Source organism: Streptomyces sp. NPDC004667 (assembly GCF_040609475.1).
In the GTDB taxonomy this organism is placed as follows: Bacteria; Actinomycetota; Actinomycetes; order Streptomycetales; family Streptomycetaceae; genus Streptomyces.
Map to the genome: position 1 here is coordinate 99955 of NZ_JBEXKC010000001.1, position 24696 is coordinate 124650.

The window sequence follows — 24696 nt, forward strand, 5'->3', positions numbered from 1 at the left end:
TCCTAACCGAGCTCGGAGAGCACCCGGGCGGAGATGAGCTCCAGGTGATCGAGGTCGTCGAGGTCGAGGAGCTGCAGGTAGACGCGGGAGGAGCCGATGGCGGCGTAGGCGCCGATCTTGTCGACGACCTCGGCCGGGGAGCCGGCGAGACCGTTGGCCTTCAGCTCGTCCACCTCGCGGCCGATGGCGGCGGCCCGGCGGGCCACCTCGGCGTCGTCCTTGCCCACGCACACCACCAGGGCGTTGGAGTAGACGAGGTCGTCCGCCGCGCGGCCCGCCTGCTCGGCGGCCTCCCGGACCCGGCCGAACTGCCGCTCGCTGTCCGCGATCGACGCGAACGGCATGTTGAACTCGTCGGCGTACCGGGCGGCGAGGCGCGGGGTGCGCCGGGCGCCGTGGCCACCGATCAGGACGGGCACCTTTGCCTGGGCGGGCTTGGGCAGGGCCGGGGAGTTCTCCAGCCGGTAGTGGTCGCCCCGGTAGTCGAAGGTGGCGCCCGGCTCTGTGGCCCACAGGCCGGTGATGACGGCCAGCTGCTCCTCCAGCCGGGCCATCCGCTCCGCGGGGAAGGGGATCCCGTACGCCTTGTGTTCCTCCTCGAACCAGCCCGCGCCCAGGCCGAGTTCGATCCGGCCGCCGGACATCCGGTCGACCTGGGCGACCTGGATCGCGAGGACTCCGGGCAGCCGGAAGGTACCGGCCGTCATCAGCGTGCCCAGCCGGATCCGCCGGGTCTCGCGGGCCAGACCCGCGAGCGTGATCCAGGCGTCGGTCGGGCCGGGCAGCCCGTCGGCCGATCCCATCCGGAGGTAGTGATCAGAGCGAAAGAACGCGTCGAACCCGAGGTCTTCGGTGGCCTTGGCGACGGTCAGGAGGGTGTCGTAGTCGGCGCCCTGCTGCGGCTCGGTGAAAATGCGGAGGTCCATGCCTTCCATCCTGCCCTTCCGACCCCTGCCGGGTGAATCTGCGTCAACGGCAGGTTCACCCCCCGCCCGGCCAGTGACCAGCACGGATGGGGCTCGTTGGCTCGGACGGAGCCGGACCGCCCGGCCCGCGCGCCGGCGGCCACTCGCCGGTGCGTCCACCGCCCCCTTCCACTCGGAGGGGCCAGGGCCGAGGAGGCCGCCATGTCCCACGAGGCCGTGCCGCAGACCCGCCGGGAAGACGGACAGACCGGGCAGGAAATCGAGCAGAGCGGGCAGGCTGCACACGACCGAGCGAGCCAGGAGCCCGCGGTACCCGCCCAGGACGGTGGCGCGCCGAAGGGCCTGCTGCAGCAGATGGAAGAGCTGATGGCCGCGCTGAACGCCGACCTGTCCCGGCTCGACGCCGACCTCCAGCACTCCGCGGACCGCGCCCCCTCCGGCACGCCGGTCTCCCCGGGCGGCCACACGCACGAGAGCGAGCGCAGCTCCGACCGCTCCGGCTGACCGTGCGCGGGTCCCGTCGCCCACGGCGGGACCACCCGGCCCCCGGTCTCAGACCACCCCCGAGGCCGACCCCCGTTCCCGTACGGTCATCCGGCGCAGCAGTGCGCGGACCCGGTCGCTCGACTCGTCGGCCGCGTCGATCGACTCTATGCACTGCCAGTACAGGCCCTCGTCGTCCGTGCCGCAGGCCACGCCGACGAGTGCTATCCCCACCTCGCCGAGCAGTGCCTGCAGTCCCAGCAGTGCCTGTCGCGCGTCGGTCACCTCCGTCAGCCGCGCGGCGCGCGGCGGCTGTTCGGGCGCGCTGCCCTCACCGCGCAGCGCCGCCCGGTCGATGACCCCGCAGCCTCTGCCTCCCGCTTCCCCCAGTCCCCGTGCCTCCGCTCTCAGCTCCGGCGGTCCCGTGACCGCCAGCCAGCTCCCTATCCCCTGCGCCAGCGCCTGGGCCTGCCAGGCCTCGCCGACGATGTCCCACGCAGCTCCGCTCTGTGCCAGCGCGTGCCGGCCGGCCGCGATGAGCCGTACCGCATCCATATGCCGTCCCCCGTCCGCACGACATCCCGCCGTCCTTCACTACCCAGAGTGAAGGCAAGGAGCCAGTAAAGCCAGGGGTATTCGGAAATCTGTGGACACAAACATGGTTGTGGATGACGCTATCACTCCGAAGAGTGACGATCAGAGGTCGAACTGCCGGTCTCCGGGAAGCGGAGCTCGTTCCTCTCGATCTTCGCGGCGAGCGCATCCAGCACATCCACCCCGAGAACCTCACAGAATTGCAGCAGATACGCGAGCACATCGGCCACCTCATCGGTCACCCGATGGGCGCTTTCGGGCTTCTCCATGATCGCGGCCGACTGTTCCGGTGTCAGCCACTGGAAGATCTCGACCAGTTCGGACGCCTCGACGCTCAGGGCCACGGCGAGGTTCTTGGGCGTGTGGTACGGGCCCCAGTCCCGGGCGGCCGCGAAGTCGGCCAGCCGTCGCTGGAGCCGGTAGAGCCGTTCGCCGTGCGGGGGCTCGGGCTCGGGGTTCTCGGGGACAGCACTCATGGGACCAGGTCTACCACCGAGACGCCGGGGAGCCCACGCCCGGTTCCCGCGGTCTCCTCACCCACCGCGGCGGCCAGCCGGACATGGCCGCGCCCGCCGGACAACAGGGCCAGGCGCAGCAGTTCGGCGCTCTGCCCCCGGTCCAGACCGCGATCGAGGTCGTCGGCGAGGACGGTGAGCGCCTGCCGGGCGGCCAGCACGTCGGCGACCGGCTCCACCTGGAGCACCCCGGGCCCGGTGAGCAGGACGAGGGCCAGCGCGAGGAAGCGGAGTTCGCCCGCGCCGAGCCGGCCGAGGGCGGTCGCGGGCAGGCCGGGACCCCGGTCCAGCACCGCCGCCACCAGCCCCCCACCCGGACCGCCCGGACCACCCAGACCACCCGGACCGCCGACCACACCGCCGACCGCGCCGCCACCCGGACCGGCGGCCGCGCCCCGTACGTCCAGCCCGGTGACCGGCCCGGCGCAGCCGGTGCGGGCCGCCGCCGCCAGCAGGGCGTGCCGGGTGGCGCACTCGTGGCGGGTCCGGCGCAGTACGTCGGCCAGGTTCCGGCAGTCGCTCCGCAGCCGGCCGTCGCCCTGTGCGACGGGCGCGCGCATCCGCTCGGGCCGGGGGTCGCAGGGGAACACCGAGCGCAGGGCGACCACGACCTGCTCGGCGGCGGCGAGCACCCGGCGCTGCCCGGCGGTGGAGCCGGCCACCCGCAGCGGCAACAGGGCCGTGGCGAGCCGGTCGTCGGGGAGCGGGGCGCGGGTCACGCCGATGGCGCCGCCGGTGAACCAGGCGGCCTGGACGGAGGGGCGGCGCGGGTCGCGCAGGGCGGTGGTGAGCAGGATCTGGCCGTCCTGGGCGAGGCGTTCGCCGACGACCCGCAGCGTGGGTTCGGCCTGGACGGCGAGGTCGAGGCGGACGGGCCCGGCCGGGCCGTCGACGGTGCAGCCGATGCGGAAGCCCCGCCGCCCGTCCGGGTCGGGGACGGCCCGTTCGGGCACGTGGGCCACCGGGTCGGGGAACACCTCGTCCAGGGCGGCCCCGGAGGCGAGCCGGGACAGGGCCGCGTAGGCGGCCAGGGCCTGGGACTTGCCGCTGCCGCTGGCCCCGGCGAACAGGGTCACGGGGCCGAGCGGGAAGGCCGCCGCCCGGTGCCGGCCGAAGGCGGCCAGCCGCAGTTCGGTGACCGCGGGCCGCCTCGGCCCCGCGATCGCCCCTAAAGAGGCGGCGGGAGGGGTGGCGGGGGAAGCGGGAGAAGAAGCGGAACCGGGAGGAGAGGGGCGGGAATCCGCGGAGGTACGGGATTCGGAAGGGAGGTCGGCGGCGGGCCGTGCCGCGTCCAGGGTGGCGTCCATGGCCGGACGGTACGGTCCGGCGGCCCGCCTCCGGGTACGGCGAACCGTTCCACCGCCCCGACCTTCCTACGATCGGGGGACGGCCGCCGCCGCGATCCCCTCGACCTCGGTCCCGACCGGCGCCAGCAGGAAGACGTTCCGGTCGACCCGGTGCATCCCGCTGCCGAGTCCGAAGACGACACCGCTGCTGAAGTCGAGGATCCGCTTGGCCACTTCACCGTCCGCGCCCGTGAGGTCGAGGAGCACCGGGATCTGCGCGATCAGGTACTCCGCCACCTCCCGGGCGTCGGCGAAGATCTGGACCCGGATCACCACGAAGCGCCGCTGCTCCGCCGCGGACGCCCCGGGCGCCGTGGGGATCGTGCGGTGGTCCACCCGGGAGGGCCATTCGTTGCGACTGCGCAGGGGTACCACCTGCGCGAGTCCCTCCCACTGTTCGTCAGTGACGTCGTACCTGCTCACCGGGCCGCCTCGGCCGTGCGCTTCATGTGCATCCCCCCATCCTCTCGCGTTTCACCCGTTCAGCCCAACACCGACACGAAGGACGTAGGGTCGCCGCCATGACCAATGGCGACGAGGTCCGCACGGTACGCGACATCACAGGCGGCGGCCCCGTCCGGCGCGCCGCGCCGGGTACCGGTGGCCTGATTCCGTCCCCCCGGGGCCGGCAGCGGGCGGACGCGGTCCGCAACCGGGCCCAGATCCTGGGCGCCGCCGAGCAGTTGTTCACCGAACGGGACCCCCGGACGGTGACGATGGACCAGATCGCCAAGGCCGCCGGGGTCGGCCGGGCCACCCTGTACCGCCGGTTCCCCGACCCGGCGTCCGTCGCCGCCGCCCTCCTCGACGAACACGAGCGCGTCCTGCAAGGCCGCCTGGCCTTCGGCCCGCCGCCGCTGGGACCCGGAGCACCGCCGGCGGAGCGGCTCGCGGCGTTCTACGCCGCCGCGCTGGCGCACCTGGAGCGACACCTGCCACTGGCCCTGGGCATCCGCCCGGGGCCCGACCGTTTCGGCCGCGCCACCTACCGGCACTGGCGGGCGCACGTGCGGAGCCTGCTGGTGGACGCCGGCGCGGTCGACCCCGACGCCGACGTGGACGTACTGCTCAGCCCGCTCGCGCCGGAGGTCTACCAGTTCCAGCGGCACTCCCTCGGCCTGCCCCCCGAACGGATCGCCGAGACCCTCGGCCGGCTGGCCCGCGGGGTACTCCCCGATCGACGAATAGGTTAGGTTAGGCATACCTAACCCGCTTGCTCGGATGATGGAGACCTCCGCATGCGCCTGTCCGGTGATCCCGCCACTCCCGCCACGGCCCGGCCCAGCGACGCCGAGCGCGTCCGGTCCGTGCTGGCCGCGGCCCACTCCATGACCGTGGTCGTCGACGGCGTCCAGCACGAGGTGCGCCACCTCGACGGCTCCGACGTCCTCGGACGGCTGCACCTGCACCCGGCCGCGCCCGCCGCCGGGGAGACGGGCCTCCCGCTGCCCGACGAGCGCCCCGCGATCCGGCTGGAGTTCACCGACGTCGCCCCGACCCCGGTGCGCGACCGGGTGCGCGCCCGCGTCACCGTCCTGGGCCGCCTCCTCACCCCCTACTCCGGTGACGGCCACGCCGACGAGGGGGCCGCTCCCGGCGGCAGCACCTGCGTCGAGTACGGCCAGGCGGTTCTGGAGACCGCGGACGGGACCGCGTACATCGGGCTGGAGGAACTGGACCGGGCCTGGCCCGACCCGCTCGCCCCGTACGAGGCCGGCATGCTCACGCACATGCTCGACGACCACCCCGAGCTCGTCACCCTGCTGCTGCGGCTGGTGCGGCCGGCGCCCACGGCCGCCGTGGTCCGCGCGCTGCCGCTCGCCCTGGACCGGTACGGGATCACCCTGCGCCTGGAGGAGCGCCGCGGGCACCGCGACGTACGGCTGCCGTTCCCCTCCCCGCTGGACGACGTAGAGCAGTCGGGTGCCCAGATCCAGGCCCTGCTGAGCGCGGCCCGGCGGCGTTCGCACCGCAACACCCTGCCGGCCTGAGGACCGCCGGAGTCCTGCTGGAGCCCTTCTGGAGTCCGGGAACCGGGCGCCCGTCTTCCGGAACAGTCTCCGGAACAGGACCGTTGGGTCGTACATGAAGGCAATCACCTACAGCACCTACGGAACCCCGACCGCGTTAGAGCTCGTCGAGGTACCGGAGCCCAAGGTCGGGCCGGGCGAGGTCCTCGTCCGCGTCAAGGCCGCGGGCGTCAACCCCGTCGACTGGAAGCTCGCCGCCGGCTTCCTCGGTCACGTCCTGGAAGTCCGCCACCCCGTCATCCCCGGCTGGGACGTGGCGGGAACGGTCGAGGCCGTCGGCCCCGACACCTACGACTACGCCGTCGGCGACGAGGTCTACGGCTACGTCCGCAAGGAGTGGGTGCAGCTGGGCACGTACGCCGAGCTGGTCGCCGCCCCCGTGCGCACCCTCGCCCCCAAGCCGCGCGGGCTGACCTTCGAACAGGCCGCCGGCCTCCCCCTGGCCGGACTCACGTCCTACCAGGCCGTCACCCGGGCGGGCGTCACTGCCGGTCAGACCGTCGTCATCCACTCGGCCGCCGGCGGCGTCGGCTCGCTGGGCGTACAGATCGCGGTCCACCTCGGCGCCCGCGTCATCGGCACGGCGAGCGCCCGCAACCACGACTACCTGCGGTCCCTGGGCGCCGAGCCGGTGCTGTACGGGGACGGGGTGGCCGAGCGGGTCCGGGAGCTGGCGCCCGGGGGCGTCGACGCCGGCCTCGACTTCTACGGCGAGGGCGGCGTCGAACTGCTGCAGTCGATCGTCCGGCCGGGCGGCCCGGTGATCTCCGTCGCCGACAACGACGCCGATTCCAAGGGCGCCAAGCACATCTGGGCGCGCGCCTCCACGGCCGACCTCACCGCGCTCGCGGAGCTCGCCGACGCGGGCACGATCACCGTCAAGGTGGGACACGTCCTGCCGCTCTCCGACGCCTCCGCCGCGTGGGAACTGAGCGCGACGGGCCAGGCCCGCGGCAAGATCGTCCTCACCGTCTGAGTACGGGGAACGCCCGCGGGGCGGCCGGAGTTCCGCCCTCCGGCCGCCCGCACGCCACCTCCCGGCGCCGGCCGGGAGGTCCGCTCACCCGGTCGGCCGGGCGTACCGGTTGGCGGGACGCGGCAGGCCGTAGTTCTCCCGGAGCGTGGCGCCGGTGTACTCGGTCCGGAAGAGGCCGCGGCGCTGGAGGACCGGCACGACGTGGTCGACGAAGTCGGTGAGGCCGGTGGGCAGGACGGGCGCCATGATGTTGAAGCCGTCGGCGGCGCCGTGCGTGAACCATTCCTCCAGCTGGTCGGCGATCTGCTCGGGGGTGCCGGCGTACACGCGGTGGCCGCGCCCGGCTCCGAGGCGGGCGATCAGCTCGCGCAGGGTGAGCCCGTCCCGGCGGGCCAGTTCGGCGACGAGCGTGAAGCGGCTCTTGTTGCCGTTGATGTCCCGCTCCTCGGGGAGGGCGGGCAGCGGGCCGTCGAGGTCGGCCCCGGTGAGGTCGACGCCGAGCATGCCGGAGAGCTGCGCGAGACCGTACTCGGGCACCTGGAGTTCGGTGAGCTCCCGCTCCAGGGCCTTCGCCTCGGCCTCGGTGGAGCCGATGACGGGGGCGATGCCGGGCAGCACGAGGAGGTCGTCCTCGGCGCGGCCGTAGCGGGCCAGGCGGGACTTGAGGTCCTTGTAGAAGGTCTGGCCGTCGGCGAGGGTCTGCTGGGCGGTGAAGACGGCCTCCGCGTACCGGGCGGCGAACTCCTTGCCGTCCTCGGAGGAGCCCGCCTGGACGAGGAGCGGGTAACCCTGGGGCGAGCGGGGGACGTTGAGCGGGCCGGCGACACCGAAGTACTCGCCCCGGTGGGCGGCGGGGTGCAGCTTGCCGGTGTCGGCGTAGACGCCGCCCTCCTTGTCGAGGACGATCGCGTCGTCCTCCCAGCTGTCCCAGAGTTTGGTGGCGACGTCGAGGAACTCGCGGGCCCGGTCGTAGCGGAGGCCGTGCTCCAGGTGTTCGTCGCGGTTGAAGTTGCGGGCCTCGTCGACCGTGCCGGAGGTGACGATGTTCCAGCCGGCGCGGCCGTTGCTGATGTGGTCGAGGGAGGCGAACTTCCGGGCGGTGTGGAAGGGCTCGTTGAAGGTGGTGGAGACGGTCGCGATGAGCCCGATGTGCTCGGTCACGGCGGCGATGGCGGAGAGCAGGGTCAGCGGTTCGAAACCGCCCAGGGCGTTGTGGCGGGCCTTGCCCCAGAGGGCGAGGCCGTCGGCGAAGAAGATCGAGTCGAGGCGGCCGCGTTCGGCGGTGCGGGCCAGTTCCTGGAAGTAGCGCAGGTCGGTGACGCGCTCGGGGCTGGCGTCCGGGTGGCGCCAGGCGGCGTCGTGGTGGCCGGCGTTCATCAGGAAGGCGTTGAGGTGGAGGGTGCGGCGGGGTGCGGGCATGTCTGTTCCCTGTCGGTGGGCGCGGAGGGCGCTCCGCGGGTGGTGGGTGTCGCGGGCCCGGGTGGCGGGGGGCCGGGAGGCGAGGGGCCGGGGAAGCGGGGCCGGGGAGGTCAGGCGGCGGGGACGCGCCAGAGGCTGAGGCGGCGTTCGATCGCGACCAGGACCTGGTTGAAGGCGACGCCGATCGCGGAGATCGTCACGATCCCCGCGTACATCTGCGGGATCGCGAAGTTGAACTGCGAGGCGTTGATCAGGTAGCCGAGCCCCGCCTTCGCGCCGATCATCTCGGCGGCCACGAGGACGAGGATCGAGACCGCGCCCGCCAGCCGGATGCCGGTGAAGATCACCGGGACGGCGGACGGCAGGATCACCTTCTGGAAGAGCCGGGGCGTGGACAGGTCCATCGAGCGGGCCAGCCGGACCAGGGTGGGGTCGGCGTTGCCGACGGCGCTGATGGTGTTCAGCAGGATCGGCCACACGCAGGCGTAGACGACGATCGACACCTTCGAGGTCTCCCCGATGCCGAGGAGCAGGACGAAGACGGGCAGCAGCGCGAGGGCGGCCGTGTTGCGGAAGAGCTCCAGCAGGGGGCCGAGGAAGGCGGCGACCGGCCGGTACCAGCCGATCAGCAGGCCCAGCGGGACGGCGATCGCCACCGCGATGGCGAAGCCGCCGAAGGAGCGGGTGAGGCTGGCCCGGGTGTGCTCGCCGAGTTGCCCGTCGCCGAGCAGGTCCCACCAGGCGCGGGCCACCTCGCTGGCCGGCGGCAGGAAGGTGGCGTCGACCAGTCCGGCCCGGGGCGCCGTCTCCCACACGGCGAGCAGGAGCAGGACCGCGGCCGAGCGCAGCAGGCCGGCCCGCAGCCACCGGAGCACCACCCCGGCCCGGAGCGAAGCCCGGCGCGGGGCGCGGGCGGGTACCGGCGGGCGCGGAATCCCGGGGCTCGGTGCGGGTCCGCCGACGGGGTCGGGGGCCGGTGCGGGTCCGCCGACGGGCGCCGGGGCCGGGGTAGGCGTTCCCGGGGCGGCCTCCACGGCGGACGCGGGGGCCGAGGTGGCCTCCGCGGCGGGTGCCGCAGGCGAGGTGGCCTGCGCGGCGCGCGCCGGGGCCGGGGCGGGACCCACGGCAGGGGCCGGGGCCGAAAGGGCCTGCGCTGCGGGTGCCGGGGCCGGGGCGGGAGCCACGGCAGGTGCCGGGGCTGGGGCGGGAGCCACGGTAGGGGTCGGGGCCGGGAGGGCCTGTGCGGTGGGTGTCGGGGGTGGGGTGGGAGTCAGCGTGGTGGTGGCTTGTTCCCGGCGGGTGTCGGTGCTCATGCGGCGGCCTCTTCCTTCTCCAGTCGCTGGGCGCGGGCCACCTCGTCGTGGAGCAGGGTCCAGATCTCGTGGCGGTAGCGGGCGAACTCCGGGCTGGAGCGCAGGTCCTCGCCCGTGGCACCGGCGGCCCGGTCGCCGAAGGAGACCGGGACGACCTCCTTGACCCTGCCCGGCCGGGAGGTGATGACGGCCACCTTCTGGCCCAGGTACACGGCCTCCTCGATGCCGTGCGTGATGAAGACGACGGTCTTGCCGGTGCGCTGCCAGATGCGGCGCAGCTCGTCCTGGAGGGACTCGCGGGTCTGCGCGTCGAGTGCGGCGAACGGCTCGTCCATCAGCAGCACGTCCGGGTCGTAGGCCAGCGAGCGGGCGATCGCGACCCGCTGGCGCATGCCGCCGGAGAGCTCGTGCGGGTGCCGGTCCTCGAATCCGGTGAGGCCGACCAGGTCCAGGAACTCCCGTGCTCTGGAGGCCCGTTGGCGTCGCGGGACACCCGTGGCCTCCAGGCCGAACTCGACGTTGCCCAGCGCGGTGCGCCAGGGCAGCAGGGCGTACTGCTGGAAGACGATGCCCCGGTCCAGCCCCGGGCCGGTGACCGGTTCGCCGTCGAGCAGGATCCGTCCCGAGGTGGGGCGGGTGAGGCCGCCGAGGAGGTCCAGGAGGGTGGACTTGCCGCAGCCGCTGGGGCCCACGACGACCATGAACTCCCCCGTGCCGATCTCCAGGTCGATCCCGTCGAGCGCCGTGAACTCCTCTCTGCGTTTCTTGTCCTTGGTGGGGAAGGTCTTGGTGACGGACTCGAACACGATCTTCGCCATGGTGTCCGTCAGCCCTTCCCGTTGCCGTTGAACTCGTTGGTGAACAGGTCCGCGGCGCGCAGCCGGCCCTTCTTGATCTCGCCGCGCTCGGCGAGCCAGTCGATCCAGAGCTGGAACTCCTTCTCCTCGATCCGGCCCGCGGGCGCGGCGACCCCGTAGGAGCGCCAGTACTTCAGGGTCGAGGCGTCCTCGTTGCGGCCGCGCTTGCGGACGATCTCCGTCATCCGGGCGATGACCTCCTCGCGCGGTGTGGTGCGGGACCAGTCGATGGCCTTGCCCACGCCCGTCACGAAGGTCCGTACGGTGTCCGGGTTCTCCTTGATGAAGCGCTCGGTCATCACGTACGTGCCGCCGCTGAAGGCGCCCAGCAGGTCGAAGTCGCTGAACAGCGGGCGGACGCCGCCGGCCGCGACGGCCTTGTCGCGCAGCACCCCGCTGAGGACGCCGACCTCGATCTGCTTCTGTCTCAGGGACTGTTCGGTGTTGACGGGCGGGACGACCAGGGCCTCGACCTTGTCGGACTCGGCCCGCGAGAGGCCGCCCCGGCTCAGGTAGATGTCGAGGAGGGCCTGCGCGTGGGCGCCCAGGGTGTTCATCCCGACCTTCTTGCCGATCAGGTCGCGGGGGCCGCGCAGGGGGCTGTCCTCCAGGACGTAGTAGCCCAGGTTCGTCTCCTTGTCGGAGCCGTAGTACGAGATCACGGCCTTCACCGGGGCCTTGCCCGCGACGAGTTTGACGACCGCGCCGTTGAACGCGCCGCCGAAGTGGGTCTGGCCGGTCGCGGCGGACTGGATGTCCTGCGGGCCGCTGATGGTGTTGCCCACCCAGTCCAGGGTGAGGTTGCCGAGGAAGCCGAGGTCGGCGGCGAGTTCGGGAAGGGTGACGGCGCCGACGGCGCCCTGGTACTTCAGGGTGGTGATCTGCTTGCCGGGTGCGGCGGCGGGTCCGGAGGCGGACCCGCCGGTCGCGGTGGCCGTGCCGCAGCTCACCGCGGCCGCCGAGATGCCGAGCAGGGTGAGGAACTGGCGCCGGGAGCGGGTGATCGGGGTGGGGACTGCGGGCATGGCGGATCCTTGTCGCTGGCTGCGGGGTGGTCGGGGGCTCGGGGTCAGGGGGCCGGGCTGAGGGCGGCGGCCCCGGAGGCGCGCAGGGCGTCGGAGAACTCGTCGACGGCCTGGAAGAGGTCCAGTTCCGCCTCGGGGCGCAGCCGGTCGGGTCCGGCCCCGCGCTCGACGGAGGAGTCCAGGACGAACCGGCCTGCGGTCACGTGCCGGGCGCCGAGGGCGGCGAGGACCGGGCGCAGGGCGTAGTCGATGGTCAGGACGTGGGCGAGGCTGCCGCCGGTGGCGAGCGGGAGAACCGTTTTGCCGGCCAGGCCGTCCTGCGGGAGCAGGTCGAGGAAGGCCTTGAGCAGGCCGGTGTACGAGGCCTTGTAGACCGGGGTCGCGATGACCAGGCCGTCCGCTTCGGCGACGGCTTCGAGCGCCCGGCGGATCTCCGGCTCGGCGCGGCGGGCGGCGAGGAGGTCGGCGGCGGGCAGGTCGCGTACGGCGAGGTGGGCGGTCTCGAACCCGGAGTGGGAGAGCCGGCGCAGCACGTGGTCGGCGACGACGGCGGTGCGGGAGTGGGTGGAGGGGCTGCCGGTGAGGGCGAGCAGCTTGGGCACGGTGGCTCCTCGGGCGGAGGGCGGGCCGGGCGGCGGCCCGGAGGGAACGGGGATCAGACGGAGGCCTGTGCCTCGGAGGTGCCGGCGTCGCCGGACGCGCCGGAGGGGATGCCGAAGGAGGGGGCCGGGACGGTCTCGGGGCTGATCAGGCGCGAAGGCACCCCGTCGGGGCCGACCGGGACGTCACCGTCGACGGTGACGCGGCGCAGGGTGCGCTCGTGGTCGTCGGAGTCGTCCACGCCGTAGTGCTGGGTGGCGCGGTTGTCCCAGATCGCGACGTCGCCTGCCCGCCACTGCCAGCGGACGGTGTTCTCGGGGCTCTCGATGTGGGCCTGGAAGAGGTCCAGGAGGGTACGGGAGTCACGGCCGGTGAGGCCGTTGACGCGCTGGACGAAGTTGCCGAGGAGCAGGGTGCGTTCGCCGGTCTCGGGGTGGACGCGCACCACCGGGTGCTCGGTGAGGAACTTCGTGGAGGTGAAGACCTCGCGGTACTGGGCGAGCGCCTCGGGAAGGGCGTCGGGCTTGAGGGCCGCGTAGTCGTACTCGTTGGAGTGGACGGCCCGCAGGCCGTCGGCCAGGGCGCGGAGCGGCTCGGGGAGGTGGGTGTAGGCGGTGGCGGTGTTGGCCCAGAGGGTGTTGCCGCCGTACGGGGGGATGGTGACGGCGCGGAGGATGGAGAAGGCGGGGTAGGCGGGGACGAAGGTGACGTCGGTGTGCCACTGGTTCGCGCGGGCGCCGTGGTGGGAGTCGATGCCGAGGGCGTAACGGCCGTCGGCGGAAGGGACGGTGGGGTGGGCGACCGGCGTGCCGAGCAGCCCGGCGAAGGCTTCGTGGCCTGCCTCGTCGAGGTGGCCCTGGCCGCGGAAGAAGACGACCTTGTGGGCGAGGAGGGCGGTGCGGATCTCGGCGACGGCCTCGGGGGCGAGGTCCCCGCCGAGCCGTACGCCGCCGATCTCGGCTCCGATGCGGCCGCCGAGCTTCGTGACGGTGGTGGCGGTGGCGGTGGTGAGCGTGGTCACGGGAACTCCCTGGGTGCGGGTGGTGGATTTACTTCCGCTGCGGAAGAAATGAGTCGAGGCGTGCGGGTGCGACGGATCGGAACTGGTTTCAGGGGGCCCGGGACAGCGGGCCCCACTCCTCCCCCGCGACGGACGGCCGCCCGGCCGGAGGCCCCGCCCACGAGGCCGGAGCCCGGAGCCGGAGCCCAGGGCCGGCAGAGCGAGCCCGTGGAACCGGGGCTCCGGACCGTGGGCCCGGTCCGGCTCCGTCAGGGGAACCGGGAGCGGAGGTCCGAAGTGCACGGGCCGAAGGGCCGATCGGGAGGGCGGTTCCGCCGAGCCCGATGCGGTCCGAGCCCCTCGGGGGAACCCGGTCCGACGGGCCCTCCGGACCCGGGTTCCCCCGAGGGAACGGCCCTTGGCGGACGGGTCAGGACGGCCGGTCCGGGGTCCCGGACGCTACCGGCACGAGGGCCGGCTCCGGCGAGGCGACGGCCCCGCCGCGTACGGGCCGGGGCCGGGCCCGCCGGAGCGGGCTCCGGGGCCCGGGGCGCGGGTCAGGAGCAACAGGGGCCCGGACACCGGTCCGGCGCGGGACAGGGGCCGGGGGTGCAGAGCCGCGGGGCGAGGTGGACGTTCGCGGTCATGACCCGGAGCCTGTCAGCGCCCCCGTCACGGGTCAACCCCCGCCCCACACCCGGCCCCGAACCCTCCGCACCGGCGCTGACCTGCCCTTTCCTCACCAACCGGCGGCCGAAAACCATGGCTGGATTTCACGGCCCCGCAATGCCACCGCCACGCACCGCGCGCCCCGCACGCTCCGGGGCCGCCGCCCGGCCGGGCGGGCGGGCGACAACCCGACGCCCGCGCCGGCGCCGGCGCCCCGCAGGGTCCGGCATGATCGGGGGATGACGCGAATGGCCGGGGACCGGCGGGGGGTCGCCAATGCCGCCTCCGTGTTGCGGACGGTGCTCGACCACGGGCCCGTGGCCCGCAGCGGGATCCCCCCGCTGTGCGGGCTGAGCCCCGCCGCGGTGTCGCGGCAGACCACCGGCCTGCTCCGCGCCGGGCTGCTGCGCGAGCTGCCCGACCCCGTCTGCCGGGCCGCCTCCGGCCGGCCCCGGATCCCGCTGGACCTGCACACCGGGGCCGTCGGCGGGCCGGTCGCCGCCGGGCTGCACATCGGGGTGCCCGCCTCCACCTTCAGCCTCGTCGACCTGCGCGGGCAGGTCCTGGCCCGCCGCGCCTTCCCCCACCGGGACCCGCTCGACCCGGCCCTTTCCGGCCGCATCGCGGCGGAACTCGGCCATTTCCTGCGGGAGCGCGCCCCCGGCGGCCGGCCCCTCCTCGGCGTCGGCGCCGCACTCGGCGGCTGGGTCCGGCCCGACACGGGGACCGTCGTACGGCATCCCGCGCTCGGCCGGCGGCAGTGGCCGCTGGCCGCCGAGCTGGCACGGGCCCTCGGCCTGCCGGTGCACGTGGACAACCACGCCCGCGCCGTCGCCGGGGCCGAGATCCTCTTCGGGCATCCGGCGGCCCGCCGGAGCCTGGTGCACCTGTTCATCGGCAACGTCGTCGACGCCGCGTTCGGCATCGAGGGCACGGTCCACCAGGGTCCCGGCTCCGCCGCGGGCGACGTGGCGCACCTGCCGGTGCCCGGGTCCGGGGCCGTCTGCGCGTGCGGGCGTACGGGCTGCCTCCAGGCGACCGCCTCCGACACCGCACTCGGCGCCGAGGCCGTGCGGCGCGGGATCGTGCCCGATCCGTCCGTCGCCCTCCTCGTCGACGCCGCGGCGGCCGGCGACCCCCGGGCGGACCGGCTGCTGCGCGAGCGGGCCCGGGACGTCGGACGGGCCGCGGCACTGCTGCTCGACGTGTTCAACCCGGCGGTGATGGTCGTCACCGAGCTGTCCTGCGTACTGCACGAGGGCTACCTGGACGAGATCCGCGCCGCCGCCGTCGAGCGCTCGCACGTGTGCGACGATCCCGCGCGGATCATCTCCCCGCACGCCGGTCCGGCCGTCCTCCCGCAGGCCGCCGCGACGGTGCTGCTGGACCCGCTGTTCCGCGACCCGGCCGGGCTGACCTGGGAGTGCGAGATCACATCCGGCGGTTATGGTCTCGGTTGATCGGGCCCCCCTAGCATTCGAGCCATGACGGTCCTGCCTGACGACGGGCTCTCCCTGGCCGCCGAATTTCCCGAAACGACACATGAGCAGTGGCAACGCCTGGTCGAGGGCGTACTGCGCAAGTCGGGCAAGGAAGTATCCGGCGAGGCGGCGGAAGACGCGCTGTCCACCACACTCGAGGACGGGCTCATCACCCGCCCGCTGTACACGGCACGCCCCGACGGGGACGGCCCCGACACCGGTTTCCCGGGCTTCGCACCCTTCGTGCGCGGCGGGACGCCCGCCGGGACCGGCACCTCCGGCTGGGACGTGCGCCAGCGGTTCGCGGGCAGCGACCCGGTACGGATCAACGAGGCGGCCCTCGCCGACCTCGAGAACGGCACCACCTCCCTCTGGCTGACCGTCGGCCGGGGCGGTCTGCCGGCCGACGGCCTCGCGCGGGCACTGGAGGGCGTCTACCTCGACCTCGCGCCCGTGGTCCTGGACCCGGGAGCCGAATACGCCGACGCCGCACGGGCGTTGCTCGCCCTGTACGCCGAGCGGGGGGTGGCCCCGCGGGACGCGCGCGCCGCCCTGGGCATCGACCCGCTGGGGCACGAGGCCCGCACAGGTGAGGCCCTGGACCAGGCGCCCGCCGTCGAGCTGGCCCGGGAGGCGGCCGCCTCCTGGCCCGGCGTGCGCGCGCTGACCGTGGACGCCCTGCCGTACCACGAGGCGGGCGGCTCGGCCGCCGAGGAGCTCGGGCTGTCCCTGGCCACCGGGGTGGCGTACCTGCGGACCCTCACCGACGCCGGTCTCACCACCGAAGCCGCCCTCGGGCAGCTGGAGTTCCGCTACGCCGCGACCGCCGACCAGTTCCTGACCATCGCCAAGCTGCGCGCCGCCCGGCGGCTGTGGGCCCGGATCGCCGAGGCCTGCGGGGCCGCGGAGGCGGGCGCCCAGCGGCAGCACGCCGTCACCTCGCCGGTGATGATGACCCGGCGCGACCCGTGGGTGAACATGCTGCGCACCACGGTCGCCTGCATGGCGGCGGGCGTGGGCGGCGCGGACTCCGTCACCGTGCTCCCCTTCGACAGCGAGCTGGGCCTGCCGGACGCCTTCGCGCGCCGGATCGCCCGCAACACCTCCACCGTGCTGCTGGAGGAGTCGCACCTGGCCCGGGTGATCGACCCGGCCGGCGGCTCGTACTACGTGGAACGGCTCACGGACGAACTCGCCGAGGCCGCCTGGGAGTTCTTCCGGACCGTGGAGCGGGCCGGCGGGCAGGCCGCCGCGCTGCGCTCGGGGCTGGTCGCGGAGCGGCTCGCCGCCACCTGGGCCGCGCGGTCGAAGAAGCTGGCGACGCGCCGCGAACCGATCACCGGCGTCAGCGAGTTCCCGCTGCTGTCGGAGAAGCCGGTGGTCCGCGAGGCCGCGCCCGCGCGCCCGGCCGGCGGGCTCCCCCGCGTCCGGCGCGACGAAGCCTACGAGGCCCTGCGCGCCCGCAGCGACGCGCACCTGGCCGCCACCGGCGCCCGGCCGCGGATCTTCCTCGCGGCGCTGGGTCCGGCGGCCGCGCACACCGCCCGCGCCACCTTCGCGTCGAACCTGTTCCAGGCGGGCGGCGTCGAACCGGTCCACGACCCGGTGTCGGTGGATCCGGCGACGGCCGCCGGGGCGTACGCGGCGAGCGGTGCGGACGGCATGGCCGTGCTCTGCTCCAGCGACGCACTGTACGAGGAGCAGGCCGCGGCGGTGTCCGAGGCGCTGCGCGCGGCGGGCGCCACGACCGTCTTCCTCGCCGGCCGGCCGGGCACCGCAGGGGCTTCCGTGGACGAGTACGTCTTCGCCGGCTGTGACGCCGTCGCCGTGCTGTCCTCCGTACTCGACCGGATGGGAGTGCCGTCTTGAGCATCCCCGATTTCTCCGAGCTGGCGCTCGGCCCCACCGCCGCCCGGGGGGTGTCCGAGGAGCAGTGGCGCTCCGCGGTGAAGGAGTCCACCGGCACCGCGGCCGCCGACCTGCTGTGGGAGACCCCCGAGGGCATCGGCGTGAAGCCGCTGTACACGGGGCGGGACCTGGAGGGCCTGGACTTCCTGGCGACGTACCCGGGTGTGGCCCCGTACCTGCGCGGCCCCTACCCGACGATGTACGTGAACCAGCCCTGGACGATCCGGCAGTACGCCGGCTTCTCCACGGCGGAGGAGTCGAACGCCTTCTACCGGCGCAACCTCGCGTCGGGCCAGAAGGGCCTGTCGGTGGCCTTCGACCTGCCGACGCACCGCGGCTACGACAGTGACCACCCGCGCGTGACGGGTGACGTCGGCATGGCGGGCGTGGCGATCGACTCGATCTACGACATGCGCCAGCTGTTCGACGGCATCCCGCTCGACAGGATGTCGGTGTCGATGACGATGAACGGCGCGGTGCTGCCGGTCCTCGCCCTCTACATCGTGGCGGCGGAGGAGCAGGGCGTCTCCCCCGACAAGCTCGCCGGGACCATCCAGAACGACATCCTCAAGGAGTTCATGGTCCGCAACACCTACATCTACCCGCCGAAGCCGTCGATGCGGATCATCTCCGACATCTTCGCCTTCACCTCGCGGAACATGCCGCGGTACAACTCGATCTCGATCTCCGGGTACCACATCCAGGAGGCCGGGGCGACGGCCGACCTGGAGCTGGCGTACACGCTGGCGGACGGGGTGGAGTACCTGAGGGCCGGTCAGGCGGTCGGTCTGGACGTCGACGCGTTCGCGCCGCGCCTGTCGTTCTTCTGGGCGATCGGCATGAACTTCTTCATGGAGGTCGCGAAGCTGCGCGCGGCCCGGCTGCTGTGGGCGCGCCTGGTCAAGCAGTTCGACCCGAAGAACGCCAAGTCGCTGTCGCTGCGCACGCATTCGCAGACCTCGGGCTGGTCCCTGACCGCCCAGGACGTGTTCAACAACGTCACGCGTACGTGCATCGAGGCGATGGCGGCGACCCAGGGGCACACCCAGTCGCTGCACACGAACGCCCTCGACGAGGCGCTGGCGCTGCCGACGGACTTCTCGGCGCGCATCGCCCGCAACACCCAGCTGCTGCTGCAGCAGGAGTCGGGGACCTGCCGGTCGATCGACCCGTGGGGCGGCAGCGCGTACGTCGAGAAGCTGACGTACGACCTGGCGCGGCGGGCCTGGCAGCACATCGAGGAGGTCGAGGCGGCCGGCGGCATGGCGCAGGCCATCGACGCGGGCATCCCGAAGCTCCGGGTGGAGGAGGCCGCCGCCCGTACGCAGGCGCGGATCGACTCCGGCCGGCAGCCGGTGATCGGCGTGAACAAGTACCGGGTGGAGAGCGACGAGCAGATCGAGGTGCTCAAGGTCGACAACTCCTCGGTGCGCGCGCAGCAGATCGCCAAGCTGCGGCGGCTGCGCGAGGAGCGCGACGAGGCGCGTACGCAGGACACCCTGCGGGCGCTGACGAACGCGGCCGGCAGCGGGGAGGGCAACCTGCTCGCCTTGGCGGTGGACGCGGCGCGCGCCAAGGCCACGGTCGGTGAGATCTCGGACGCACTGGAGAAGGTGTACGGGCGGCACGCGAGCCAGATCCGTACGATCGCGGGTGTGTACCGCAACGAAGCAGGCGAGTCCCCGTCCGTGGAGCGCACGCGTGCGCTCGTGGACCGGTTCGAGGAGGCGGAGGGCCGTCGTCCGCGCATCCTGGTCGCCAAGATGGGCCAGGACGGGCACGACCGCGGCCAGAAGGTCATCGCGACGGCCTTCGCCGACCTGGGCTTCGACGTGGACGTCGGCCCGCTGTTCCAGACCCCGGCGGAGGTGGCCCGCCAGGCCGTCGAGGCGGACGTCCACGTGGTGGGCGTGTCGTCGTTGGCGGCCGGTCACCTGACCCTCGTTCCGGCGCTGCGCGAGCAGCTGGCGGAGGAGGGGCGCGAGGACATCATGATCGTGGTGGGCGGGGTGATCCCGCCGGCCGACGTGCCGACGCTGCTGGAGATGGGCGCGACGGCGGTGTTCCCGCCGGGCACGGTCATTCCGGACGCGGCCCACGACCTGGTGACGCGGCTGGCCGCGGACCTGGGCCACGAGCTGTAGGCGCCGCGCGGATGCCCCCGAAGATCGACATCGACGTGTACGTGAAGGGCGTGCTCGACGGGAAGCGCGCGCACATCGCGCGGGCGATCACTCTCGTCGAGTCCACCCGGCCGGATCACCGCACCCTGGCCCAGTCCCTGCTGACGCGGCTGCTGCCGCACGCGGGCAGTGCCCGGCGGATCGGCATCAGCGGGGTGCCGGGGGTGGGCAAGTCCACCTTCATCGACGCGTTCGGCACGATGCTGACCGGGCTGGGCCACCGGGTGGCGGTGCTGGCCGTGGACCCGTCCTCCACCCGGACGGGCGGGTCCATCCTCGGCGACAAGACGCGGATGGAGCGGCTCGCCGTCGATCCGGCGGCGTTCGTCCGGCCGTCCCCGTCCGCGGGGACGCTGGGCGGGGTCGCCAAGGCGACCCGCGAGTCGATGATCGTCATGGAGGCGGCCGGGTACGACGTGGTCCTCGTCGAGACGGTGGGCGTGGGCCAGTCGGAGACCACGGTCGCCGGGATGGTGGACTCCTTCCTGCTGCTGTCGCTGGCGCGTACGGGCGACCAGTTGCAGGGCATCAAGAAGGGCGTCCTGGAGCTGGCGGACGTGCTGGCCGTGAACAAGGCGGACGGTCCCCACGAGCGGGACGCGAAGGCGGCGGCCCGGGAACTGTCGGGCGCGCTGCGGCTGATGCACCCGGCGGACGCCGCCTGGACCCCGCCGGTGCTGACGTGCAGCGCGCGGGAGTCGGCGGGGCTCGACGAGGTCTGGAACCGGCTCGAACAGCACCGGATGCTGCTGGACGCGGGCGGCCGACTGGCGGCCAAGCGCGCGGCGCAGCAGGTGGAGTGGACCTGGTCGATGGTCCGCGACGAACTGCTGGAGCGGCTGCGGGCCGATCCGGCGGTACGGGAGCTGGCTCCGGAGCTGGAGGCGGGGGTGCGGGCGGGTACCGTCACCGCCACCTCGGCGGCGGACCGGATCCTGTCGGCGTTCGGCCGCGGCTGACGGTCCGGCGCGCGTCCGGGCCGGCAGGTCCGGGCGCGCCCGGGAAGGCGCGAGGCGCGGGAGCGGGGGCGTGACCCCGGCTCCCGCGCCTCGCGGCTTCCCGGCGGTTACGCGTCGATCAGTACCGAGCCCGCGGCGCCCAGCACCTCGTGCAGGACGCGGGCCCGTTCGGCCGGCTCCGGGGTGGCCAGCAGCGCGGAGAGGACCGCGATCCGGGCCTGGCCGGCCCGCAGGGTGCCGGTCGGGACGGCTCCGGCGGCGACGAGGTCGACCGCGCCGCCGTGGGTGTAGATCTCGGTGACGGGACCGGCCGCGACCCGCGTGGTCAGCGCGACCAGGACCCCGCGGGCGACGGCGGCGGCCACCGCGTCCACGATCTCCGGGGTGGCGTTGCCCGCGCCGGTGCCCACCAGGACGATGCCCTTGGCGCCCGCCTCGACGGCGGCGTTCAGCAGCACCGGGTCGCCGTCGGCATGGTGCATCACCATGTCCACGCGCGGCGGCAGCTCCGGCATGGCGGGCAGGGGCAGCGGGGCCGGCCGCTGCGGGCCGCGCAGCACGGCGACCTTGCCGAAGCCGACCTTGCCGAGGAGCTCCTTGGAGGGGTCGGCGAACGCGTCCAGGGCCACGGCCTGGGTCTTCACGGTGCCCCGGGCGGCGTGCACCCGGCCGGCGAAGGTGATCAGGACGCCGAGTCCGCGCGTGGTGGCGGCGGTGAGCAGGGCGTCGTAGAGGTTGCCGGGACCGTCGCCCTCGGCCGAGCCCATGGGGAGCTGCGAGCCGGTGAACACGACGCTGCGCGCGTCGTGGTGGTGCAGGTCGACGAGGAAGGCCGACTCCTCCAGGGTGTCGGTGCCGTGCGTGACGACGATGCCGTCCACGCCGGGGTCGGCGAGCACCTCGTGGACGGTGCGCAGGAGGGTCAGCTGGTGGGCGGTGGTGAGCCGGGGACTGTTCACGCTGAACAGGTCCACGACGTCGACGGTGACGCCCTCGGGCAGGGGGGCGGTGGCCATCACCTCGCGTCCGTCGGCCTCGGCGGCGAAGCCGGAGCCCATCCACCGGCTGGCTATCGTCCCGCCGGTGCTGATGACGACGATGCGTCCCATGGCCTGGCCACCTTCCCTCGCGTAGATCTCGTACAGATTTCCTATACCCGGCAATGATAGTGAGATCTACGCGCAATGCGATTGCGTGTTTCAGCGTGCCCGTAACAAACCGTGGGTGATAATTGCGCCATGGACGCGATCGATCACGAAATCTTGCGCGAGCTCCAGCGCGACGGCCGCCTCAGCAACCAGGAACTGGCCCAGCGGGTCGGCCTGACGCCCTCCCCTTGCATGCGCCGGGTGCGCCAGCTGGAGCAGGACGGGGTGATCCAGGGCTACCGGGCCGTGATCGACCCGGAGGCCGTCGGGCGCGGGTTCGAGGTGCTGGTGTCCGTCGAGGTCAAGCGGGACCGGGAGGCCGTCGAGGCCTTCGAGGCGGCGCTCCAGGACATCCCCGACGTCATCGAGGCCTACCGCCTCTTCGGCAGCCCGGGCTGCCTGCTGCGCATCGCCGTCGCCGACCTGCGCGCGTACGAACGCCTCTGGATCGAGCGGCTCACGGCGCTCTCCGGGATCACCGAGGTCAACTCCCAGATCATCATGAAGCGCGTCAAGGAGCCGACCGGGCTGCCCGTCTGACGGTGCGCCGGCCGCTCCACGCCCCGGCCGCGCCCTCCGCCCACCCCTGGCGACCTGCGCATATCTCCCTACGCCGGAAGCCGGGCGCACGGCGATAACCCTCCAATAAGGCCCCCCACTAGCTTCTGGAATCCGACACGGATGCTCACACCAGAAGGGGGTGCCGCATGGACTTCCGGCTGCTCGGGCCGATCGAGGCCAAACGGGGAAGCGGCGCTACGATCCCGCTCTCCGGTTCAAAGGTCCATACGGTGCTCGCGGCGCTACTGCTGTCCGAAGGACGCGTGGTCTCCGATGCCCGGCTCAGCGCCCTCCTGTGGGGGTGGGACCCGCCGGCCACGGCCAGCGCGCAGATCTACACGTACATGTCGAGGCTGCGCAAGCACCTCGGCCCGGAGATCGAGATCGTCCGACGGCAGCCGGGCTACGTGCTGCGGGCACCCGGGGCGTGGATCGACCTCACCGAGTTCGACCGCCTGGACCGCCTGGGCCGCGAGGCCCTCGCCGACCGCCGCTTCGACGAGGCGGGCAGGCTGCTGCGCGACGCCCTGGACCTGTGGCGGGGCACCGCGCTGGCCAACGCGACCGAGCAGATGATCGAGGCGGAGCTGCCCCGGCTGGAGGAGGCGCGGATGATCGCGCTGGAGAGCCGGATCGAGGCCGACCTCGCCGTCGGCCGCCACGAGCAGGTCACCGCCGAGCTCACCGGACTGGTCGCCGAGCACCCCGTACGGGAACGGCTGCGCGCCCAGCTGATGACGGCCCTGTACCGCTGCGGGCGGCAGGCCGACGCGCTGCACACGTACTACGAGGGCCGCGCGGTCCTCGCCGACCAGCTGGGCGTGGACCCGGGCGAGGCGCTCGGGTCCACCTACCAGGCGGTGCTCGGCGGCGGCCTCGGACTGGGCGCCTCCGCCGGTTCCCCGCCCGCCGGCGCGGACGCCCCGCAGGCCCCCGCGGCCCGGGGCCGGGCCGGATCCACGGCACCGGCTGCGGGCACGGCGGCGGCGCCGTCGCGCGCGGTGCCCGCGATGCTGCCCGCACCGTACGGGGAGTTCACCGGCCGGCGGGCCGAGCTGGCCGGGCTGCGCGCGAGGCTGGGCCGCGAGGACGGCCGTCCGCGCCGGCTGCTGATCACCGGCATGGCCGGGGCGGGCAAGACGGCGCTGGCGGTGCGCGCGGCCCAGGACTGCGCCGCGCACTTCCCCGACGGACAGCTCTTCGTGGAGCTCTGCCACCCGGACGGGGCCCCGAAGGAGCCCGCCGAGGTACTGGTCCGGCTGCTGCGCGCCCTCGGCGAACCGCCTGCGGCGTCGGCATTCGGGGACCTGGAGGAACTGGTGCGGCTGTACCGGACCCGGACCTCGGGCGCCCGGCTGCTGCTGGTCCTGGACGGCGCCGTGGGCGACCGGCAGGTGGCCCCGCTGCTGCCGGGCGGCCCGGAGTCCGCGGTGCTGATCACCAGCCAGGAACGGCTGGCCCGGGTCGCCGGCGCGGACACCACCGCGCTGGCCCTGGTCGACGAGGAGGAGGGGCTGGAACTGCTCGCCTCGCTGGTGGGGCGCGGCCGGCTGGACGCCGACCCGGACGCGGCCGACGACCTGGTGGCGTACTGCGCCGGGCTGCCGCTGGCCCTGCACGTCACCGGGGCCCGGCTCGCGGCGCGCCCGCACTGGCCGGTGGCCCGGCTCGCGGCCCGGCTCGCCGACCCCGGTACCCGGCTGGCCGAGCTGTCCTACGGCGACGTGAGCGTGCGGGAGGCCCTGGTGCACTCCGTACGACGGCTGGAGGAGCCGGAGCTGGCGGCGCTGACCGGGCTCGCGGACGGGGACGCGGAACCCTTCTGCGCCCAGTACGCGGCCCTGGTACTGGGCACCGCGGAGGAGGAGGCGGAGGCGGCCCTGGACACCCTGGTGGACCGCGCCCTGCTGGAACTGTCCGGGCTGGACTCCCAGGGCCGGCCGCTGTACCGGTGGAACGACCTGGTCCGGCTGCTGGCGGCCTCCCTGACCACCCGGGACGCCTTCCCCTCCGCAGTGCTGTGAGTCACCCCGCGGTGCTCACCACGAGCTGTGGGACCGCAGGTGGAAGGTGCCCGCGGGCCGCAGGGCCGGCTCGATGGTCTCGCGGACGATGGTCCACACGTCGCCGACGACCCGCTCGCGCGGGGGCCGGGGCGAGCGGGACAGCGCGTCGGCGGCGATCGCCCAGGCCGAGGCCACGGCGGCCGTGGCCCGTACCTCGGCGGACGGCTTGGCGGCCTTCGCCCGGGCCCGGCCGACGTCGATGCGGAACGCGAGTTCCGCGGCCTGGCCGAGCTGGAACTCGCGGATGACTCCGGTGACCGGGAGCGCGAAGACGGCCGGCGAGAGCGGGTGCTCGTAGACCCGGCGGACCCAGGTGGAGAAGCGCAGCCGCTCCCGCTCCTCCCAGCCGCCGCGCGCGGCCGGGCCCGGGTCGTCCCGCTCCACGGCTTCCGCGATCGCCTCGAAGTACGCGGCGAGGTCCTCGGAGTCCAGCCCCAGCAGTTGCCCGGGCGAGTCGAACTCGGGGGAGCCGGACGGGGCTTCGGCGGTGGAGGCGGCCTGGAAGGCGTTCTCCGCGATCAGCTGTTCCACGGGGAAGAAGGACTCGATGGTCATGGCTCTACGGCCTTTCGCTGAGGCGGTACCGGGGCGGAGGGGGCGGTGACGGGCGGAGAGGTGTCGGTGCGGTGCGATGTCG

23 protein-coding genes are annotated in these 24696 nt (G+C 74.0%); 10 read left to right on the forward strand and 13 right to left on the reverse strand.

The window, feature by feature from the left end; all coding sequences use genetic code 11:
* Positions 1 to 2: 2 nt before the first annotated feature.
* Entirely contained in the window at positions 3 to 926 is a 924-nt protein-coding gene (locus ABZW32_RS00390) for an LLM class F420-dependent oxidoreductase (protein ID WP_356209200.1), read from the reverse strand.
* A 258-nt stretch (positions 927 to 1184) separates the two neighbouring features.
* Here ABZW32_RS00390 and ABZW32_RS00395 point away from each other — a divergent pair, with 258 nt between their 5' ends.
* Positions 1185 to 1430 (forward strand): hypothetical protein, encoded by a 246-nt coding sequence (locus ABZW32_RS00395; RefSeq protein WP_356209533.1) that lies wholly within the window; start codon positions 1185 to 1187, stop codon positions 1428 to 1430.
* A 48-nt stretch (positions 1431 to 1478) separates the two neighbouring features.
* Here the strand turns inward: ABZW32_RS00395 and ABZW32_RS00400 are convergent, their stop codons facing one another.
* The 4 genes from ABZW32_RS00400 to ABZW32_RS00415 all read right to left on the reverse strand — a co-directional run bounded on the left by ABZW32_RS00400 (position 1479) and on the right by ABZW32_RS00415 (position 4287).
* A complete protein-coding gene (locus ABZW32_RS00400) occupies positions 1479 to 1964 on the reverse strand; it encodes a DUF6099 family protein (protein WP_030238259.1) in 486 nt (161 codons plus the stop codon).
* 122 nt (positions 1965 to 2086) lie between these two features.
* Positions 2087 to 2479, reverse strand: a complete 393-nt coding sequence (locus ABZW32_RS00405) for a nucleotide pyrophosphohydrolase (protein ID WP_356209203.1) — start codon at positions 2477 to 2479, stop codon at positions 2087 to 2089.
* Entirely contained in the window at positions 2476 to 3825 is a 1350-nt protein-coding gene (locus ABZW32_RS00410) for an ATP-binding protein (protein ID WP_356209206.1), read from the reverse strand. The genes ABZW32_RS00405 and ABZW32_RS00410 overlap by 4 nt, the downstream gene beginning before the upstream one ends.
* 66 nt (positions 3826 to 3891) lie before the next feature.
* A complete protein-coding gene (locus ABZW32_RS00415) occupies positions 3892 to 4287 on the reverse strand; it encodes a cell division protein SepF (RefSeq protein WP_048477630.1) in 396 nt (131 codons plus the stop codon).
* 98 nt (positions 4288 to 4385) lie between these two features.
* Here ABZW32_RS00415 and ABZW32_RS00420 point away from each other — a divergent pair, with 98 nt between their 5' ends.
* The 3 genes from ABZW32_RS00420 to ABZW32_RS00430 all read left to right on the forward strand — a co-directional run bounded on the left by ABZW32_RS00420 (position 4386) and on the right by ABZW32_RS00430 (position 6870).
* On the forward strand, positions 4386 to 5057 hold the full coding sequence (locus ABZW32_RS00420; RefSeq protein ID WP_356209209.1) for a helix-turn-helix domain-containing protein: 672 nt from the start codon (positions 4386 to 4388) through the stop codon (positions 5055 to 5057).
* 45 nt (positions 5058 to 5102) lie between these two features.
* A complete protein-coding gene (locus ABZW32_RS00425) occupies positions 5103 to 5855 on the forward strand; it encodes a DUF2470 domain-containing protein (RefSeq protein WP_356209212.1) in 753 nt (250 codons plus the stop codon).
* A 94-nt stretch (positions 5856 to 5949) separates the two neighbouring features.
* On the forward strand, positions 5950 to 6870 hold the full coding sequence (locus tag ABZW32_RS00430; RefSeq protein ID WP_356209214.1) for an NADP-dependent oxidoreductase: 921 nt from the start codon (positions 5950 to 5952) through the stop codon (positions 6868 to 6870).
* Between the two features lie 84 nt (positions 6871 to 6954).
* On the opposite strand, the gene ABZW32_RS00435 is transcribed toward ABZW32_RS00430, so the two are convergent.
* The 6 genes from ABZW32_RS00435 to ABZW32_RS00460 all read right to left on the reverse strand — a co-directional run bounded on the left by ABZW32_RS00435 (position 6955) and on the right by ABZW32_RS00460 (position 13105).
* The gene (locus tag ABZW32_RS00435; RefSeq protein ID WP_356209216.1) at positions 6955 to 8289 is read right to left on the reverse strand and encodes an LLM class flavin-dependent oxidoreductase; all 1335 of its coding nucleotides are present in this window, start codon (positions 8287 to 8289) and stop codon (positions 6955 to 6957) included.
* 110 nt (positions 8290 to 8399) lie between these two features.
* Positions 8400 to 9167, reverse strand: a complete 768-nt coding sequence (locus ABZW32_RS00440; protein ID WP_356209218.1) for an ABC transporter permease — start codon at positions 9165 to 9167, stop codon at positions 8400 to 8402.
* A 431-nt stretch (positions 9168 to 9598) separates the two neighbouring features.
* On the reverse strand, positions 9599 to 10420 hold the full coding sequence (locus tag ABZW32_RS00445) for an ABC transporter ATP-binding protein (protein WP_356209221.1): 822 nt from the start codon (positions 10418 to 10420) through the stop codon (positions 9599 to 9601).
* 8 nt (positions 10421 to 10428) lie between these two features.
* Complete coding sequence (locus tag ABZW32_RS00450) at positions 10429 to 11484, reverse strand: ABC transporter substrate-binding protein (protein ID WP_356209224.1); 1056 nt, start codon at positions 11482 to 11484, stop codon at positions 10429 to 10431.
* A gap of 44 nt (positions 11485 to 11528) precedes the next feature.
* Entirely contained in the window at positions 11529 to 12086 is a 558-nt protein-coding gene (gene ssuE / locus ABZW32_RS00455) for an NADPH-dependent FMN reductase (protein WP_356209227.1), read from the reverse strand.
* Positions 12087 to 12139: 53 nt separating this feature from the next.
* Positions 12140 to 13105: a TauD/TfdA family dioxygenase gene (locus tag ABZW32_RS00460; protein ID WP_356209230.1), complete on the reverse strand. Its 966-nt coding sequence runs from the start codon at positions 13103 to 13105 to the stop codon at positions 12140 to 12142.
* Between the two features lie 887 nt (positions 13106 to 13992).
* Between ABZW32_RS00460 and ABZW32_RS00465 the strand changes: the two genes are divergently transcribed.
* The 4 genes from ABZW32_RS00465 to meaB are packed head-to-tail and all read left to right on the forward strand — an operon-like array spanning position 13993 to position 20284.
* Positions 13993 to 15213: an ROK family transcriptional regulator gene (locus ABZW32_RS00465; protein WP_356209232.1), complete on the forward strand. Its 1221-nt coding sequence runs from the start codon at positions 13993 to 13995 to the stop codon at positions 15211 to 15213.
* A gap of 24 nt (positions 15214 to 15237) precedes the next feature.
* Positions 15238 to 17103, forward strand: coding sequence for a methylmalonyl-CoA mutase family protein (locus ABZW32_RS00470; protein WP_356209234.1), 1866 nt, complete (start codon positions 15238 to 15240; stop codon positions 17101 to 17103).
* The gene (gene scpA / locus ABZW32_RS00475) at positions 17100 to 19286 is read left to right on the forward strand and encodes a methylmalonyl-CoA mutase (RefSeq protein ID WP_356209237.1); all 2187 of its coding nucleotides are present in this window, start codon (positions 17100 to 17102) and stop codon (positions 19284 to 19286) included. Before ABZW32_RS00470 ends, scpA begins: the two co-directional genes overlap by 4 nt.
* Positions 19287 to 19297: 11 nt before the next feature.
* Positions 19298 to 20284 (forward strand): methylmalonyl Co-A mutase-associated GTPase MeaB, encoded by a 987-nt coding sequence (gene meaB / locus ABZW32_RS00480; RefSeq protein WP_356209239.1) that lies wholly within the window; start codon positions 19298 to 19300, stop codon positions 20282 to 20284.
* Between the two features lie 107 nt (positions 20285 to 20391).
* Here the strand turns inward: meaB and ABZW32_RS00485 are convergent, their stop codons facing one another.
* Positions 20392 to 21393 (reverse strand): asparaginase, encoded by a 1002-nt coding sequence (locus tag ABZW32_RS00485; protein WP_356209241.1) that lies wholly within the window; start codon positions 21391 to 21393, stop codon positions 20392 to 20394.
* A 129-nt stretch (positions 21394 to 21522) separates the two neighbouring features.
* Here ABZW32_RS00485 and ABZW32_RS00490 point away from each other — a divergent pair, with 129 nt between their 5' ends.
* Positions 21523 to 21972 (forward strand): Lrp/AsnC family transcriptional regulator, encoded by a 450-nt coding sequence (locus tag ABZW32_RS00490; protein ID WP_266843156.1) that lies wholly within the window; start codon positions 21523 to 21525, stop codon positions 21970 to 21972.
* Between the two features lie 167 nt (positions 21973 to 22139).
* The gene (locus ABZW32_RS00495; protein WP_356209244.1) at positions 22140 to 24017 is read left to right on the forward strand and encodes a BTAD domain-containing putative transcriptional regulator; all 1878 of its coding nucleotides are present in this window, start codon (positions 22140 to 22142) and stop codon (positions 24015 to 24017) included.
* A 15-nt stretch (positions 24018 to 24032) separates the two neighbouring features.
* Here ABZW32_RS00495 and ABZW32_RS00500 read toward each other — a convergent pair whose 3' ends face one another.
* The gene (locus ABZW32_RS00500) at positions 24033 to 24614 is read right to left on the reverse strand and encodes a hypothetical protein (protein ID WP_356209247.1); all 582 of its coding nucleotides are present in this window, start codon (positions 24612 to 24614) and stop codon (positions 24033 to 24035) included.
* Between the last annotated feature and the right edge of the window lie 82 nt (positions 24615 to 24696).

Coding starts and splice junctions, on each gene's coding strand:
- ABZW32_RS00390 (WP_356209200.1), bottom strand. CDS start 926: ATGGACCTCCGCATTTTCACCGAGCCGCAGCAGGGCGCCGACTACGAC.
- ABZW32_RS00410 (WP_356209206.1), bottom strand. CDS start 3,825: ATGGACGCCACCCTGGACGCGGCACGGCCCGCCGCCGACCTCCCTTCC.
- ABZW32_RS00470 (WP_356209234.1), top strand. CDS start 15,238: ATGACGGTCCTGCCTGACGACGGGCTCTCCCTGGCCGCCGAATTTCCC.
- ABZW32_RS00465 (WP_356209232.1), top strand. CDS start 13,993: ATGACGCGAATGGCCGGGGACCGGCGGGGGGTCGCCAATGCCGCCTCC.
- ABZW32_RS00490 (WP_266843156.1), top strand. CDS start 21,523: ATGGACGCGATCGATCACGAAATCTTGCGCGAGCTCCAGCGCGACGGC.
- ABZW32_RS00400 (WP_030238259.1), bottom strand. CDS start 1,964: ATGGATGCGGTACGGCTCATCGCGGCCGGCCGGCACGCGCTGGCACAG.
- ABZW32_RS00420 (WP_356209209.1), top strand. CDS start 4,386: ATGACCAATGGCGACGAGGTCCGCACGGTACGCGACATCACAGGCGGC.
- ABZW32_RS00435 (WP_356209216.1), bottom strand. CDS start 8,289: ATGCCCGCACCCCGCCGCACCCTCCACCTCAACGCCTTCCTGATGAAC.
- ABZW32_RS00500 (WP_356209247.1), bottom strand. CDS start 24,614: ATGACCATCGAGTCCTTCTTCCCCGTGGAACAGCTGATCGCGGAGAAC.
- ABZW32_RS00445 (WP_356209221.1), bottom strand. CDS start 10,420: ATGGCGAAGATCGTGTTCGAGTCCGTCACCAAGACCTTCCCCACCAAG.
- ABZW32_RS00495 (WP_356209244.1), top strand. CDS start 22,140: ATGGACTTCCGGCTGCTCGGGCCGATCGAGGCCAAACGGGGAAGCGGC.
- ABZW32_RS00405 (WP_356209203.1), bottom strand. CDS start 2,479: ATGAGTGCTGTCCCCGAGAACCCCGAGCCCGAGCCCCCGCACGGCGAA.
- ABZW32_RS00425 (WP_356209212.1), top strand. CDS start 5,103: ATGCGCCTGTCCGGTGATCCCGCCACTCCCGCCACGGCCCGGCCCAGC.
- ABZW32_RS00485 (WP_356209241.1), bottom strand. CDS start 21,393: ATGGGACGCATCGTCGTCATCAGCACCGGCGGGACGATAGCCAGCCGG.
- ABZW32_RS00430 (WP_356209214.1), top strand. CDS start 5,950: ATGAAGGCAATCACCTACAGCACCTACGGAACCCCGACCGCGTTAGAG.
- ABZW32_RS00450 (WP_356209224.1), bottom strand. CDS start 11,484: ATGCCCGCAGTCCCCACCCCGATCACCCGCTCCCGGCGCCAGTTCCTC.
- meaB (WP_356209239.1), top strand. CDS start 19,298: ATGCCCCCGAAGATCGACATCGACGTGTACGTGAAGGGCGTGCTCGAC.